Below are 16,869 nucleotides of genomic sequence, written 5' to 3'. Positions count from 1 at the left end.
AGATGGGTTGTAGTAGTTTACAATTTGCGCTGCTGTATTTTCGATGTCTACTCCACCTTTAACGTCTGTTTTAACAGTGGCTGGGATATCGAATTTATAGTAGCGACCAAAGGCGAATTTAATTGTGTCGATGATTTGTGTATTGTCTGCGTCTCCAAGTGACTTAGTGAAGCCAGCTTTAAGAGTTGCGGTCATAACACCATTTTCAACCTTGATGTCGAATTTGTTTGTTACATCGTCACCAGTTACTGAATCGTAAGCCTTGATAGCTGAAGCGTCTACATCAACCTTCGTTTCATCGAAGTCATCAGAAATACTTACTGACTGGATATTATCCTTGTTGTTAGCGTCGAACTTAGTAGTATCAAGCCATACTTGGTAGTAGAGCTTAGCTCCACGCTTAACAGTCTTGGTATTCAAGTTTTCTGCTTCGTTGTTGTCAGTCTTATCTGCGTATGGATCTTTATTGGTATCTCCGTACTTGTCTGTCAACTCAGAATCATCATCAAGAAGCTTGTTATCAGTAATTGAGAACTTAGCTGTATCCAATACATACTTCTCTGGTTGGAACTTAGGTTCTTCCGGAGGAGTCACAGTGTTATTGAACTCTTTATCTGGAGCGTCAGTAACAGTTGCTACAATTGCCTTAGCAGTACCATCATGGGCTACCTTCACTGTAACTGTTGCAACCATATCGTCGTAAGTTACTGTTGTATCAGTACCTGCAATCTCTGAAACAGTATAAGTGTAGGTCTTGCCAAGATCATCTTTACCAAACTTAAGTGTCTTAAAGGTAATCTTACCATCTTTATCATTCTTAACAGTTTCAACTGCAACATTGTCTTTCTTAAGAACAAAGCTAAATTCACCAGCTGCTAGGGCACGGCCTTCCAACTTCTTAGTGAACTTGAGATCAACTGTAACTGGTACAGAGTTGACACGTTTCTGAGTTGGTTTTTCAGGTGTTTCTACAGATTTGCTTACTGGGTTGTAGACATGAACGATTTGGTTGGCCTTATTTTCAATATCAGCCCCTGCCTTAACATCTGCTTTGACAGTGGCTGGGATATCAAATTTATAGTAGCGACCAAATTCAAATTTAGTTGTGTCGATAACTTGAGTATTATCCGCATCACCTAAAGACTTGTTCATAGAAGCTTTAGAAGTTGCTGTGATTACGCCATTTTCAACTTTAATGTCAAACTTAGCAGTTACATCTTGGCCAGTTACACTATCGTATGCCTTAATATCAGCAGCATTAACTGTTACTTTTTCAGCGTCATAAGTATCAGAGATACCAACAGATTGGATATTATTCTTCTCTGAGAAGTTTCTAGTATCTAACCATACTTGATAAACTAATTTATCCCCACGTTCAACTGTCTTAGTATTAATATTTTCTGCTTCGTTGTTGTCAGTCTTATCTGCGTAAGGATCAGCATTTGTATCTGTGTACTCATTTGTCAACTCATGATCGTCGTCAACGAGTTTTGTACCAATGATGTCAAATTTTTCTTTGTTAAGTACGAATTTTTCTGGTTGGAATTCAGGTGTTTCTGGAGGAGTAATCTTGTTGTTGAATACTTTATCTTCACTACCATCAGTTGATGTTCCATTATCGTCCACACCGCCAGTTGATGCTACGCTTGTTACTGTAGTAAGTGTATGACCGTTCTTAGCAACCTTGACTGTAATAGTTGCCTTCATTGTATCGTAAGTCATACCAACTTCTTTCGTTGCTGGAATAACTTCTTCTACAGTATAGGTATGTGTGCCAATTTTTGTATTGTCAAATGACAATTCAGTAAATGTCACTGTACCATCTTTTTTGTTAGCTACAGTTTCAACTTCTTGACCTCTTGAATCTTTAAGAACAAAGTTGAATTCTCCGTCTTTAAGTTCACGTCCAGCTAATTTCTTCGTGAAGTCAAACTTAACTTTTACTGGTGCTACCACATAGTTGTTGAAGATCTTATCATCATCACTTGATTTGAATCCACCTTCAGCACTGTATTTAACAGTTGCTTCTAAGTTACCTTTAGAATTTTCAGTTACAGTAACTGTCATGGTAACAGTCATTGCATCGTAGTCAACGTCTGTATCAAAACCCTTTTGTTCAGTGATCTTGTATTTATAAGTACCAGCTTTGTTAAAGGTAAGTTTGCTGAATGTAGCTTTTCCATCCTTGTTGGTAACAGTCTCTTCGAGCTTATCAGGACTACTCTTATCTTCTGTTAATTTGAAAGTAAATTCACCATCAACAAGTGCACGTCCTTCCAGTTGTTTTTCAACTTCAGGAATTACTTCAGCTGGCTCTTGTTTTACATAGTAGTAAATAGGCTGTTTATACGGTGTCAAAGTGTTAAGCAAGTCAACGTTTGTACCGATACCACCAACTCCACGTTCTAATTGTGCGTTAGCTGAACTGTGTCCAATCCCGTCTCCTAAGAATGGTACGAATACTGTTTTATATGGCGTATATCCTGAAGCTTTTTGGAAATCGAATGTAACTTCTCTACCGTTAGGATAGTTTGTTTTGGCTCCAGTTCTTGGATCAGTTACTGTATGTGCAATAGTGTTAAGAGGTGATTTCTTAACAACTAATTCTTGTGTATTATGTTCACCTGGTTTAATAGGTTTCGTTTCTGCAAGCAACATATAGCCATCAGTACTTAATGAACCATCAGAACGCTTGCTTTGTTGTCTTGGATCTAATAAGTAAACACGAATAACTACTGAACCGTCTTCTCCAACAACTTCTTTGATACGTTTGATACCGTATCGGTCCGCATCCATGAATTTAGTACCGATAGTATAAGGACGATTTACAAAGCCTGATTGATCATTTGCATTAGCTGTTTGATACAATTTATATCCATCAAATTGACGCTCACCAGATGCTGTGAACCTTTGTCCTTCTTCAGCTTTAAGATTATATCTAGCTAAATCTACTTCATTACCATTTTCTTTATAATCTTGAACAGTTTTATCCGTTTTATTAGCGTTGAAAGTAGGGTTATTTTTATCAACTACTTTATAGTAAGTTGTTTTATTAATTGTTTCTGGTATTTTAGCGTTTGAATCAGTAATTGTACGGCCATTGTAAGCTGGTTCAACAACGTTTATAACATCTGTTGTAGTACGAGCATTATAAACCGCAGTATAAAGTGTTTGCTCTGCTGGCGTAAGTTTGTGTCCAGCAGCAACTAAATCTGTTATACTCTTTCCAACTTCATAACCATTTTGAATAAATGGTTGAGTAGTTTTACCTTTTTCAGCAGTACCTGCTTTATAATCCACTTGGAAGGTTAATTGACTATTAGACGCAGCTGTGGTAGTAGTGAATTTTTGAACACCACTAGAGGCAGTAATTGTTCTTGTTTCAACTACAGTACCAGTCGTTTTATCGATTAAATCAACAGTTGTATCTGTAGATTCATCAAATCTCTTATAGGCACGAGCATAGTATTTTGTACCATAACGTTCATTGAATCTAGTTAAATCCCAGATAGCGTATGTGTACCAATCTCCTTCTTTAGCTGAGTAACCAGCTGGTACCGTTTGAGAACGAACACTTGCACCATTTGAATCTGTCATATTAGGTGTAGCAACTTCACCATCCTTTAGGTAAGTAGTTACAGCAATTGGTTTAGAGTTATGGTCTCCAGATACAACTTCTTCTGTAGCAGCACGACGATTACGAACTTTAGGTTTATCACCTTCTGAAACAGCTGGCTTAGTTTCTTCAGCTTTTTCAACTGGCTTAGCAGTTTCCTTATTAGCACCCTCAGTCTCAGTTGAAGCTGGTTTTACTTCTTCTGCTTTTTCTGAAGACACTAGTTCAGATTTAGCTTCTTCTGTTTTAGCCTCAGAAGCTGCTTTTCCTTCTTCAACCTTGTTTGTCTCAGCAAGTTCAGTTGTTGCAACATTTTCTACAACAGTCTCTTCCTTCTTAGAGGAATCCTCGCTACTACTATCCTTTTTCACCAACTCTGTTTTTTCTTCAGAAATCGGTTGCGTAGGAAGTTCAGAAGCTTTTACCGCACCACCATTTGCCAACATAAAGCTAAGGGTTGTTCCCAAAAATACGGATGCAACACCTACCTTATATTTCCGCAAAGAGAAGCGTTGTTGTTCTTTTCTTATCATATGATAAGTTCTCCTTTATATTTTTTACTATTAGTCAGAAACAATTTGATATTTTAATATTTTTGATTATTAAATACACGTTTTATCCAACCTATCTAGCATCTTCATCTTATCATAAGAATTTAAATAGTTCAAAGAATTATGTGCTCAAGAAAACGTTTTCTTTGTTGATTTTTAGGGTTTTTATAAGACAAGAAGATTCATTGTATATATTTATATGTATGGAGATTTAGTTCCCCTTATTTATGGTTTTTTATTTAACTATATCATTATTTATTATAATTTTATTACTTATCATTTCATTTTGATTACATTTTAATGATTGTGAAAACATTATCATTTTCATAAAATAAAAAAAGATTCCCTTACGAGAATCATTTTTTTATTTAGATGGCTTCTGTAACAAAACTTCTGCTTTCTAATACTTTTAACATGGCATCTGCTGTGTCTAGAGCTGTAAAGAGAGGAACTCCATGTTCAATTGCTGAACGTCTGATTTGCTCACCATCTTCATCAGCTGTCCGTTTGGTACCAACTGTATTGATGATTGCTTGAATTTTTCCTTTGCGGACGTAGCTTGGAATATCGTGTTCATCATCACCAATCTTTCCAACGACTTGAGCCTGCAATCCATGACTTGCAAAGAACTCTGCAGTTCCTTCAGTAGCAAGGATTCCGTAGCCAATATTTTGGAAACGACAAGCCAAATCTAGTGCTTCTTCTTTTGCATCATCTGCGATAGTAAAGACAACATTACCAAAGGTTGGTAAGTGAAGATAAGAAGCTTCAAAGGCCTTGTAGAGAGCTTTTTCAAGAGTGGTATCAGAACCCATGACTTCCCCTGTTGACTTCATTTCAGGTCCAAGCAGGCTGTCTACCTTAGCTAGCTTGGTAAAGGAGAATACTGGTGCCTTGATATGAACGCGACTACTTTCTGGGTAAAATCCATCTTGGTAACCAAGCTCTTCAAGACTTTGACCAAGAATCAACTTAGTCGCTACCTGTGCCATAGGGATATTGGTTACTTTTGAAAGGAATGGAACAGTACGGCTGGCACGTGGATTGACCTCAATAACGTAGACTTTTTCAACCTTGATGACAAACTGAATGTTCATCATTCCGAGACAGTTAAGACCGATTGCTAGGCGTTTGGTATAGTCTGCAATGGTTTCTTGAACCTTTTGCGACAAGGTTTGAGGAGGATAAACCGCCATGGAGTCACCTGAATGGACACCAGCGCGTTCGATATGCTCCATGATACCAGGGATGAGGACATTTTCTCCGTCTGAAATAGCATCAACTTCGCACTCTTGCCCAACGATATAAGAGTCGACAAGAACTGGATGGTCTGGACTTGCCTTAACCGCAGTACGCATGTAAGAACGGAGGTCTTCCTCATTTTCCACGATTTCCATAGCGCGTCCACCCAAGACATAAGAAGGACGAACGAGAACTGGGAAACCAATTTTGCGAGCTGCAAGCACAGCTTCTTCTTCATTAGTTGCTGTTTGTCCAGGAGGTTGCGGAATATCCAAGTCTTTGAGGGCTTGTTCGAAGAGGTCACGGTCTTCTGCACGGTCCAAGTCAGCAACTTGAGTACCAAGGATAGTCACACCAGCTTTTGCTAATGGCTCAGCTAGGTTGATAGCTGTTTGACCACCGAACTGAACAATAACGCCTTTTGGTTGCTCCAAATCGATGACATTCATCACATCTTCGAAAGTCAATGGTTCAAAGTAAAGTTTGTCTGAGACAGAGAAGTCTGTTGAAACTGTCTCTGGGTTTGAGTTCATAATGATGGCCTCGTAGCCAGCAGCTTGGATTGCCTTAACAGAGTGAACTGTCGCATAGTCAAACTCAACCCCTTGACCGATACGGATTGGACCAGAACCTAGGACAAGTACAGATTCCTTATCTGACTTGATAGACTCATTTTCCCATCCATATGTTGAGTAGAAGTACGGAGTTTCTGATTCAAATTCTGCCGCACAAGTATCTACCATCTTGTAAACTGGGACAATCTTGTTTTCTAAACGAAGTTGGCGAACTTGATCAGCTGTAGTTCCCCAAAGTTCTGCGATTTTACGATCTGAAAAACCATTGAGTTTTGCTGTTTTCAAGACATCGACATCCTGAGGATGTGCGCCCAATTCTTGTTCAATCTCAAAGATATGCAAGAGTTTATCAAGGTAGAAAATATCAATCTTAGTCAAGTCTGCAATTTCTTCTGGTGTATAACCACGACGAATAGCTTCTGATACGTAGAAGAGACGGTCATCTTGAGCCTTGACAACTTTTTCAATCAAGGCGTCATCTGAAACATCTGCAAGCTCAGGCATTTCATTATGATGGACAGCAATTTCTAGAGATCGACAAGCTTTAAGGAGAGATTCCTCGATGTTCCGACCGATGGCCATAACTTCTCCAGTTGCCTTCATCTGGGTACCAAGACGACGTTCCCCTTTTTCAAACTTATCAAATGGGAAACGTGGAATCTTAGCCACCACATAGTCAAGGGCTGGTTCAAACATAGCATAGGTTGAACCTGTAACTGGGTTAATAACTTCATCCAAGGTCAACCCTACCGCAATCTTAGCAGCCAATTTAGCAATTGGGTAACCTGTTGCCTTAGAGGCAAGAGCTGAAGAACGAGATACACGAGGATTTACTTCGATGACATAGTACTTAAAGCTGTGTGGATCAAGCGCAAGCTGAACGTTACATCCGCCTTCAATCTTGAGAGCGCGGATAATGCTTAAGCTAGCATCACGAAGCATTTGGTTTTCATAGTCGGACATGGTTTGCGCAGGGGCAAATACGATAGAGTCCCCTGTGTGAATTCCGACAGGGTCAAAGTTTTCCATGTTACAAACAACAAGGGCATTATCAGCTGAGTCACGCATAACTTCATACTCAATTTCCTTGAAACCGGCAATAGAACGTTCAATCAAACACTGGGTAACAGGTGACAACTTCAAACCATTCTCAGCAATTTCTCGCAATTCTTCCTCGTTGGCACACATACCACCACCAGTACCACCTAGGGTAAAGGCTGGACGAACGATGACTGGGTAGCCAATTGTCGCTGCAAAGGCAACTGCTTCTTCTACTGTATTGACAATTTCAGATTCAGGGATGGGTTGCTCAAGCTCTTCCATCAATTGTTTAAAGAGATCACGGTCCTCAGCTTGGTCAATAGCAGACAGTTTAGTACCCAGAAGCTCTACTCCGATCTCATCTAGGATACCGTTTTTAGATAATTCCATGGCCATATTGAGACCTGTCTGACCACCGAGAGTTGGGAGCAAGGCATCTGGACGTTCCTTACGGAGAATACGCGTCACAAACTCGAGTGTAATCGGTTCGATGTAGACCTTGTCCGCAATCTCCTTGTCCGTCATGATGGTTGCAGGGTTTGAGTTAACCAAAACAACCTCATAGCCTTCCTCTTTCAAAGACAAGCAGGCCTGGGTTCCAGCATAGTCAAACTCAGCAGCCTGACCAATAATAATCGGACCAGAACCAATCACCATAATTTTTTGAATATCAGTACGTTTAGGCATTTATAAGATATTAAGGGCGTCAAGCGGACAAAGCTAAAATAGGAGTTATGACGAAGAACTGTTAGTTCTAGGAATAACTATCTTTTTAGCACCGTCCGTAGCCCGTATTCAGTTAAGCAAATACGAACTACCCTTCTCCTTTCTATTCGTCGCCTCACTGAGCGACATTAAATAAATTCTCCGACGATTTTTTTATAAATAAACTTAGTTAGAAATTTTAGAAGCTACATAATTTAAGGATAAACTTTTCAAAATCTTCGGGCGTTGTGGGATTAATGACTTTGTTACCTGTTCTTAAAGTAACGGCAAATAAATGAGAATCTGTCACTTTTTGATTTAAAAACTTCTCCGTCAAATCCCAATAATGAACAGAAGTCTTGTTCTTTGGTACTACCTCACTGAATGTAACATAACCAAAAGCAACATCATTGTTTAATCCTCTAACCTCATTAATAGCTTTTGCTATACTGTCAGTATTTTTTTCAGGATCATATAAACCATTAACTTTACATTCTATTATAGCTTTAACATCCTCATATTTATAAGCAAAATTATCAGGGTTAGCATCATCGTTTACAATTAACAAATCATACTCAAATTTACTACCTATCACAAAAGCATTAATCTCAGAAACTTTTAAGGGTAGAGAATTTTTCTTCAAAACATTACTTACTTCATCTTTTAATAATTCATTAGCAACTTTTCCTTTATATTTTGAGTATCCTTTAAATTGCTCAGATTTCCCTTCGAAAATATTTTGAAATTTGACAAATAAATTACTCATTACTCGCTCCCTCATTTCTTCCCTTTGAAAGCTTCCATCATCTCGATGAATTCATCAAATAGATAACTTGCATCATGTGGCCCAGGAGCTGCGTCTGGGTGGAATTGCACAGAGAAACCTGGTAGATATCTGTGACGTACGCCTTCAACTGACTTGTCATTGATTTCTTCGTGGGTGATGATTAAGTGCTCTGGTAAATCCTCACGGCTAACTGCGTAACCATGATTTTGACTAGTGAAGTCCACGCGCCCAGTTGCAATTTCACGTACTGCGTGGTTGAAGCCACGGTGACCAAACTTCATTTTATAGGTCTTAGCACCATTTGCCATGGCAAAGAGCTGGTGACCCATACAGATACCAAAGATTGGAATTTTCCCTAGAATACCACGGATCATCTCAAGAGCTTCTGGTACATCTTCTGGATTCCCAGGACCATTTGACAACATAACTCCGTCAGGGTTTAAATGCAAGATTTCCTCAGCCGTAGTTGTGTATGGAACTACAGTCACATTGCAATCACGCTTAGATAGCTCTCGTAAAATAGAGTGTTTAAGGCCGAAGTCTACTAAAACAACGCTCAAGCCAACTCCTGGAGCTGGATAAGCAGTCTTTGTAGAAACTTGTCTGATATTATCAGTCGGTAATACAGTTGCTTGAAGTTGATCTGCAATGTGATCCATACTATCGCCAGCGTGTGTTAGAGTCGCTCTCATGGTACCATGTTTACGAATAATCTTTGTAAGAGCTCGAGTATCAATGCCTGAAATTCCAGGAATCTTCTTAGCTTTCAGGAATTCATCCAAGGTCATTTGGTTACGCCAGTTGCTAGCTCTACGAGCCTCTTCGAAAACTACAACTCCTTTACAAGTAGGACTGATAGACTCGTAGTCGTCACGGTTAACTCCATAATTCCCTACTAGTGGATATGTGAAAGTCAAGATTTGTCCATTATAAGATTGGTCTGTAATGGATTCTTGATATCCTGTCATTCCAGTGTTAAAGACTATTTCCCCTGTTACATCAATATCTGCACCGAAGGCCTTACCTTCAAAAACTGTGCCATCTTCTAAAACTAGAAGTCGTTTTGTCATATTTTCACCTCTCGTGGACGCTCACTGGCGTCTTTTAACGTTTTGTGTCTTATTTGGCTTTTCTACTTGCCAATACGGATTCTAAGATTGCCATTCGAACAAATACTCCATTGGTCATTTGTTGGACAATACGTGATTTTGGTGTTTCAACAAGATGATCGGCAATTTCCACATCCCGATTCACAGGAGCCGGATGCATAATGATTGCTTCTTCTTTTAAGCGATTATAGCGTTCTTGGTTCAAGCCGTGTTGAGAATGATACTCTTCTTTTGAGAAGACTGCTCCACTTTCGTGGCGTTCATGTTGAACTCGAAGCAACATCAGAACATCCACCTGGTCAACAATCTCGTCAATAGTTACAAACTGACCATAATCTGCAAACTCTTGACTTCTCCATTCCTCAGGTCCTGCAAAGTAAAGTTCAGCACCTAAACGTTTCAAAATCTGCATATTGGACTTGGCAACACGTGAATGGTCCAAGTCACCAGCAATGGCAACCTTGAGCCCTTCAAAACGGCCAAATTCCTCGTAAATTGTCATCAAATCAAGCAGACTCTGACTAGGATGTTGCCCTGAGCCATCACCACCATTGATAATCGATGTCGTAATGGTTGGGCTCGCAATCAATTCCCTGTAGTAATCAACCTCTGGGTGCCGAATAACACAGATATCTACACCAAGCGCAGACAAGGTCAGGATTGTATCATAGAGTGTCTCACCCTTGTTTACCGAGCTTGTATTCACATCAAAGTCAAGTCGTTCCAGTCCCAGTTTAATCTCAGCAACTTCGAAGGATTTATGCGTTCTTGTCGAATTTTCAAAGAAAAGGTTGGAAACAATGGGATGGTCTTCGTAGGGCAACTGGGCTCCATTTTTAAACTCGACCCCTCGTTTAATCAATTTTATAACCTGATCTACAGTGAGATCTTCCATGGACACCACATGTTTGAGTGCTTGTTGATTTTCTGACATGGCTACTCCTTTAGCATTTTAAGCTTCTTCAGTAATCAAAACTCTATCTTGGCCATCAAGTTCTGTCATCTCAACGATGATTTCTTCAGAACGACTAGTTGGAATATTTTTCCCAACGTAATCTGGACGAATTGGCAATTCTCTGTGTCCACGGTCCACTAGTACTGCAAGACTCACACGGGCAGGGCGACCATGTCCGACAATGTTATCGATAGCGGCACGAATTGTACGTCCTGTGTAAAGAACATCATCCACCAAGATAACTTCGCGGTCTGTCACATCCACAGAAATCAAGGATGTATCTTCACCACTTTTGACATCGTCACGGTAAGGTTTGGTATCTAATTCTACAACGGGAACAGAGATATTTTCCAATTGTTCCAAGCGCTCTTGGATGCGGTGGGCGATAAAGACACCACGTGTTTTAATTCCCGCTAAAATGATTTTGTTCAAATCTTTGTTGCGTTCGATAATTTCATAAGTGATACGCGTAATTGCTCGCTTGACGGTTAATTCGTCTACAACTTCTTTTGTCTTCATGACAAACCTCCAAAAAGAAAAGTCTCCTTAGACAAGGAGACTTGAGAATGTATCATTAAGCGAGCCATACTGGAAACAGCATAGACTTACCCTTCTACTTTATCGAGCTCCTTGCCTGCCTCACGGGACAGGTTTAAAGGAATATTTTATTGTTCTTACTATATCACAAAGCCCAGTTCAAAGCAAGTAAAAACATTCAATGTTTGACCTTATAGTGAACTAAAATCATACAATTGTGGATAGTGTTCGCATTCTGGATTTTTCGGATGACAGATAGCACGACCAAAGTAAATCATGGCTTGATGCGCTGCCAACCACTTTTCTGGTGGTAAGACATCCATGACACGTTTTTCAACTTCAAGTGGAGTTGCTGATTTTTTAACAATATCATGGTGTTTGCAAATGCGCTCCACATGGGTATCAACCGCAAAAGCTGGAATTCCAAAGCCCACACTCATGACTACATTAGCTGTTTTACGCCCAACTCCCGCCAAACTTTCTAATTCTTCTCTAGTCTGAGGAACTTGACCATCAAAATCTTCTAATAACTGTTGCGCACATTTTTTAAGGAATTTAGCCTTATTTCGATACAGACCTAAACGAGAAATATGTTTAGCAATGTCACTCTCACTTGCGTCCGCCATGGCTTGTGGTGTAGGGAAGGCTTCAAAAAGAGCTGGAGTCGCTTTGTTTACTGCCGCATCTGTCGTCTGAGCAGACAACATAACTGCAACTAAGAGTTCAAAATGATTGCGAAAATCTAGACTAGGTTTTGCATCTGGAAAAAGAGCTATGATTTCCTCAATGACATAACGGGCACGTTTCTTGGATAAAACCATTTATTCGTCTCCATCAAATAGCCCTTGTAAACCTGCAAAAGGACTACTTTCTTCTTTTTTGACTGCTTGTTGAGCTTGATATTCTTCCTCAGTCATGATTTGCCAGTCATTTCCAGAAACAAATCCCTGACCAGCTTCTTCTTCTGCTGTTAAGACCTTGATTGGAATGTTTAGCAAGATATTGTCCGAAACACTTTCAGCCAGGTCTATTTCACCATTTTCGATAGGCAAGACCAGGTCATCATCTAGAACTTCTTGGTCTAGTTGATTGGTTGCTCCCTCCATGAAGACTTCTGTCACTGGATAAGACTCTGCTAACTCAACAGGTTCCATACTACGACTAGAAGCAAGTACGATGGTATAAGACAGTTGGTAATCTAGGAAAAACATACGGTCTTCATACTGAACCTTCCCAACTGCTACAATATCTTTTACGTCTAAAATTTCTTGGTTACGCTCACGTAAGTCAGCTGACAAGTCTAGAGTTTGCTCGAAATACAAACCCTCAGGCTGCTTACGAACTTCTTGAATATTTAATTTCATACTTCCTCCATAAAGATTTACTCACTTGATTATACCATGTAGTATAGATATATTGTACCATAGAACGCGAAAGCTTTATAGTGTTACGACCTCAAAAAGTAATTACATTGCCCTAGGTTCTCAATAATATAACTGTAACAATGTATCAAAGTCATCTCTATCCACGTTCTGACTGTTTTGTTTTATTTGTTTAATAATTTCATTCCTTGTATTGATATCAAAAGGTAACTCTTCAAATACTTCCTCTTTAACTAAGAATTCCCCGTTTTCTCCTTGAAATTGTCTAGTGATTTTTCTAATATCAGTTTCAAGTTCAATAGATTGAATGATTTCATAATCGACATTATCTTCAATTGCGTCTAGCAACAAACTAATTGATATCCTAATCATCTTTACTCACTTTCGTAAACTTAATCGTAAACATCCTATCATTATATACTACTATATAGAAGGCTAACAAAAATTTCTCCATAAAAAGGCGCTAATAATTAGTTGAATCATAAGAAATAACAATATTTTTTCAACTCATTATCCTCTGTCAACGGATAAATGTCAAATATTTTTAAGAATTTTTTCCCTCTGCTTCAAAATATTTCTAGACTTTAATTCTGCTATCTAGAGAATTATCATTTTTTTATATATTTATTATGACAAATTTATTTTTTGTGCTATACTATAGGCATCAATACATGAGCAAAGGAGGACGCTCATATGGAAGACAAAGCTCTTTTAACAGAAGCCTATCAGCTCGTTTCAGAATTAAACCAAACAATACAAAGTTGTAAACAGGGATTGCCAGATGACCTACGCTTACAACAAAATATAGACGAAATTCTCAGAGCACTTAAAAATGCTGACAAACTAGACAACGCCATCTTAATTGAACTGGAAAGTTTTTACCAACGGACTAGTCTTTTGATTGGACTTGGTTCACTGAAATTAAATGACCAAGCCCGCACTGCTTGGAGAAACTATGACAAGTTTCACTACGATCACGTTAAACATACGTTGACACTCTATGGACCTGTTTTTGGGTTTTAAAAATAGAGGATTTTCTGGCTTAATCTTGACAAATTTTCTCAAAAAGAGTATGATGATTGCAACAATACTCGGAGGTAAGGGAGACATGAACAACTAAGTCTATCAAATAAAGAACCTTTATTTAGTAGATCTTGTTTCTGTCTCTTTTTGTGTGCTCTTTTTTCTGCTGAATTTTCAGCCCTTTTAAAAGAGTTTTTTTGACATAGACGATTAGCTCTACTAGGTAAAGTAGAGCTTTTTGTTATGCAATATGAACATTCTAGAAAGGGCAATAATATGATAAAAATCAATCATCTGACCATTACACAAAACAAAGATTTAAGAGACCTTGTTTCCGATTTAAACATTAATATCCAAGACGGAGAAAAGGTCGCTATTATAGGCGAAGAAGGAAATGGAAAATCAACCTTACTTCGAACTTTAATGGGAGAAAAATTAGCTGATTTCTCTATCAGGGGAGAAATCCAATCTGACCCTCAATCACTGGCTTACATTCCTCAAAAACTACCTGAGGACCTGAAAAAGAAAACTCTACATGACTACTTCTTTTTAGACTCTACAGATTTGGACTACAGCATTCTCTATCGCTTGTCTGATGAATTACATTTTGACAGCAGTCGTTTTACAAGTAATCAAGAAATTGGTAGTCTCTCAGGTGGTGAAGCTTTGAAAATTCAGCTCATCCATGAATTTGCCAAACCCTTTGAGATTTTATTTTTAGATGAACCTTCAAATGACCTGGATATAGAGATGGTTGATTGGCTAAAAAATCAGATTCAAAAGATGAGGCAAACCGTTATTTTCATTTCTCATGATGAAGACTTTCTCTCTCAAACAGCAGACACCATTATCCACTTGCGACTGATCAAACACCGGAAAGAAGCGGAAACGCTAGTAGAGCATTTAGACTACGATAGCTATAGTGACCAGAGAAAGGCTAATTTTACCAGACAAAGCCAGCAAGCTGCCAATGACCAACGAGTCTATGACAAAACCATGGAAAAACATCGCCGAGTTAAGCAAAATGTAGAAACTGCACTTCGAGCTACCAAAGACAGTACTGCTGGTCGCCTATTAGCTAAAAAGATGAAAAATGTTCTTTCTCAAGAAAAACGCTACGAAAAAGCAGCTCAGTCCATGACCCAAAAGCCACTTGAAGAGGAACAAATCCAACTTTTCTTTTCAGATATAGAGCCATTAGCGGCTTCAAAAGTCTTAGTTCGACTAGAAAATGAGACTTTATCCATTGGCCAACGAATTCTGTCTCAAGGGCTACAATTAACTATCCGAGGTCAAGAAAAAATCGGCATTATAGGTCCCAATGGCGTTGGCAAATCCACTCTTTTAGCAAAGTTACATCAACTACTAAGTGGCAAAAGAGAGATTTCGCTTGGTTTTATGCCACAAGATTACCAAGAAACTCTGCAATTGGATCTATCCCCAGTAGAATTTCTCAGCCAAACTGGACACAAGGAGGAAATACAGAAAATCCAATCTCACTTAGCCAGTCTTAATTTCAGCTATCCTGAGATGCACCACCAAATCCACTCCTTATCTGGAGGTCAACAGGGTAAACTCCTTCTTTTGAATTTAGTTCTGCGAAAACCAAACTTTCTCCTTCTGGATGAACCCACACGAAATTTTTCTCCCACTTCTCAACCAGAAATCAGAAAACTCTTTGCCAATTATTCTGGTGGTCTGGTCACTGTTTCACATGATCGACGTTTCTTAAAAGAAGTCTGTACGAGTATCTATAGTCTGACAGAGCATAGTTTAGAAGTAATTGATTTACAAGATCTTTAACTTTTGGAAATAAAACATCCAGAGAAAACCTCTGGATGTTTTTTACATATGTTTCAAACGCTCAATCCGTTCTGAAATAGGTGGATGCGTATAAAATAGTTTTTTCAAGAAACCTGGTTTTTGAGGATCATTGATATAAAGCGCACTACTAGCATCATCCACATGATGACTCATGGGTTGACTATTGTCTAATTTTTGTAAAGCATTGATCATTCCTTGAGGATTACGAGTTAGTTCTACGCTTGAAGCATCCGCCAAAAATTCTCGTTGGCGAGAAATAGCTAATTGTACTAAAGTTGCTGCAAGAGGTGCCAGAACAATGGCTAGAAGAGAAATAACTAACAGAATCACTTCAAGTCCCCCACTATCTCGATCATTACTTCTACGACTACGACCAGCACCTCCCCACCACATCATACGACCAGCCATACTTGATAATAGCGTAATTGCACTAGCCAGAGCAACAGCAATGGTTGAAATACGAATATCGTAATTACGTATGTGACTAACTTCATGACCGATTACAGCTTCTAACTCCTCACGATTCATGATATCTAAAAGTCCTGAAGTTGCTGCTACAGCAGCATTTTGAGGATTCGAACCCGTAGCAAAAGCATTTAAGCCAGCATCATCAATGACATAAACACGTGGCATAGGAATTTGGGCTACCATAGCCATATCCTCAACAACATGATAGAGAACTGGTTCTTCATTCCTGTCAACTTCACGCGCACCATTCATGCTCATGACAATCTCTGTTGATTGGAAAATCATAGATACTGCATAGACGAGACCGATAAGAATAGCTAAAATTATTCCCATAAAACCGGAGTTCATAAATAGATAGCCTACTGCATAACCTAATAAAGCCAATAGAAGGAAGAAAACAGTTAGTAGAACCACTGTTTTACGCTTATTACTTGCAATTTGTTGATACAGCATATTACTCACCTAGACTACTAAAATCAACCTTAGGGACCGATTTTTCTTCTTCAGGTGTTTGAAGAAAGTCAGAAGCTTTAAACCCAAAAATCAGAGCAACCAAATTACTTGGGAAGGTTTCTAATTTAACATTATAGTTGCTAACAACACTATTATAGAGTTGGCGAGAGTAAGAAATTTTATTTTCAGTATTGGTCAGCTCTTCTTGCAATTGTGCAAAGTTGCCACTCGCTTTTAGGTCTGGATAATTTTCTGCAACAGCAAAAATTCCTGATACTTGGCGTGAAAGTGCATCACTAGCTTTCATGGCTTCTGCAGGTGTAGTTGCTGCAGCTACTTGTCTACGGAGTTCAGTCACCTTTTCAAGAGTAGAACTTTCGTATTTAGCATAACCTTTTACTGTTTCAATTAAGTTTGGTAAGAGATCATTTCGACGCTTCAACTGAACATCAATCTGGCTCCAAGCCTCCTTGGTCTGCATACGATTTTTCACCAAACCGTTATAGCTAACAATCACAAAAATAACAATCAGAGCCAAAACTCCAAGAATAATCCAAGTCATAATCTTATTCCTTTCTGCTTTTAGATTAGTACCAGTATA

13 protein-coding genes are annotated in these 16,869 nt (G+C 38.8%); 2 read left to right on the top strand and 11 right to left on the bottom strand.

What is annotated here, in order from left to right:
• From ACESNQ_RS07235 to ACESNQ_RS07195, 9 genes are all read right to left on the bottom strand, one after another.
• Positions 1–4,149 (bottom strand): streptococcal pilin isopeptide linkage domain-containing protein (locus ACESNQ_RS07235; RefSeq protein ID WP_373075922.1); only part of this gene is annotated, 4,149 nt, incomplete at its 3' end.
• Between the two features lie 386 nt (positions 4,150–4,535).
• Positions 4,536–7,712: a carbamoyl-phosphate synthase large subunit gene (gene carB / locus ACESNQ_RS07230; protein ID WP_373075921.1), complete on the bottom strand. Its 3,177-nt coding sequence runs from the start codon at positions 7,710–7,712 to the stop codon at positions 4,536–4,538.
• A gap of 217 nt (positions 7,713–7,929) precedes the next feature.
• Positions 7,930–8,496, bottom strand: a complete 567-nt coding sequence (locus ACESNQ_RS07225) for a hypothetical protein (RefSeq protein WP_373075920.1) — start codon at positions 8,494–8,496, stop codon at positions 7,930–7,932.
• 11 nt (positions 8,497–8,507) lie between these two features.
• Positions 8,508–9,587: a carbamoyl phosphate synthase small subunit gene (locus ACESNQ_RS07220; protein WP_373075919.1), complete on the bottom strand. Its 1,080-nt coding sequence runs from the start codon at positions 9,585–9,587 to the stop codon at positions 8,508–8,510.
• 49 nt (positions 9,588–9,636) lie between these two features.
• Positions 9,637–10,560 carry an aspartate carbamoyltransferase catalytic subunit gene (locus tag ACESNQ_RS07215; protein WP_373075918.1) on the bottom strand — a complete coding sequence of 308 codons (924 nt, stop codon included), beginning with the start codon at positions 10,558–10,560 and terminating at the stop codon, positions 9,637–9,639.
• An 18-nt stretch (positions 10,561–10,578) separates the two neighbouring features.
• Entirely contained in the window at positions 10,579–11,100 is a 522-nt protein-coding gene (pyrR, locus tag ACESNQ_RS07210) for a bifunctional pyr operon transcriptional regulator/uracil phosphoribosyltransferase PyrR (protein ID WP_004252509.1), read from the bottom strand.
• A gap of 209 nt (positions 11,101–11,309) precedes the next feature.
• Complete coding sequence (gene nth, locus ACESNQ_RS07205) at positions 11,310–11,939, bottom strand: endonuclease III (RefSeq protein ID WP_373075917.1); 630 nt, start codon at positions 11,937–11,939, stop codon at positions 11,310–11,312.
• The gene (locus ACESNQ_RS07200; RefSeq protein ID WP_373075916.1) at positions 11,940–12,482 is read right to left on the bottom strand and encodes a YceD family protein; all 543 of its coding nucleotides are present in this window, start codon (positions 12,480–12,482) and stop codon (positions 11,940–11,942) included.
• 120 nt (positions 12,483–12,602) lie between these two features.
• Positions 12,603–12,872 (bottom strand): hypothetical protein, encoded by a 270-nt coding sequence (locus ACESNQ_RS07195; RefSeq protein WP_373075915.1) that lies wholly within the window; start codon positions 12,870–12,872, stop codon positions 12,603–12,605.
• Positions 12,873–13,193: 321 nt separating this feature from the next.
• On the opposite strand from ACESNQ_RS07195, the gene ACESNQ_RS07190 reads away from it, so the two are divergent.
• Both ACESNQ_RS07190 and ACESNQ_RS07185 read left to right on the top strand, forming a co-directional pair.
• Positions 13,194–13,523, top strand: coding sequence for a helicase BlpT (locus tag ACESNQ_RS07190; protein WP_373075914.1), 330 nt, complete (start codon positions 13,194–13,196; stop codon positions 13,521–13,523).
• A 243-nt stretch (positions 13,524–13,766) separates the two neighbouring features.
• Positions 13,767–15,326 carry an ATP-binding cassette domain-containing protein gene (locus ACESNQ_RS07185; protein ID WP_373075913.1) on the top strand — a complete coding sequence of 520 codons (1,560 nt, stop codon included), beginning with the start codon at positions 13,767–13,769 and terminating at the stop codon, positions 15,324–15,326.
• Positions 15,327–15,368: 42 nt separating this feature from the next.
• Here ACESNQ_RS07185 and htpX read toward each other — a convergent pair whose 3' ends face one another.
• Together htpX and ACESNQ_RS07175 are read right to left on the bottom strand one after the other, a co-directional pair.
• A complete protein-coding gene (htpX, locus tag ACESNQ_RS07180; RefSeq protein ID WP_373075912.1) occupies positions 15,369–16,268 on the bottom strand; it encodes a zinc metalloprotease HtpX in 900 nt (299 codons plus the stop codon).
• A 1-nt stretch (position 16,269) separates the two neighbouring features.
• Positions 16,270–16,830 (bottom strand): LemA family protein, encoded by a 561-nt coding sequence (locus ACESNQ_RS07175; protein WP_373075911.1) that lies wholly within the window; start codon positions 16,828–16,830, stop codon positions 16,270–16,272.
• Between the last annotated feature and the right edge of the window lie 39 nt (positions 16,831–16,869).

The sequence above is a fragment of the Streptococcus infantis genome (assembly GCF_964243025.1).
Lineage (GTDB): Bacteria > Bacillota > Bacilli > Lactobacillales > Streptococcaceae > Streptococcus > Streptococcus infantis_N.
Note: the sequence above shows the minus strand (reverse complement) of the source record. Positions and strands in the feature narration are given on the sequence as shown.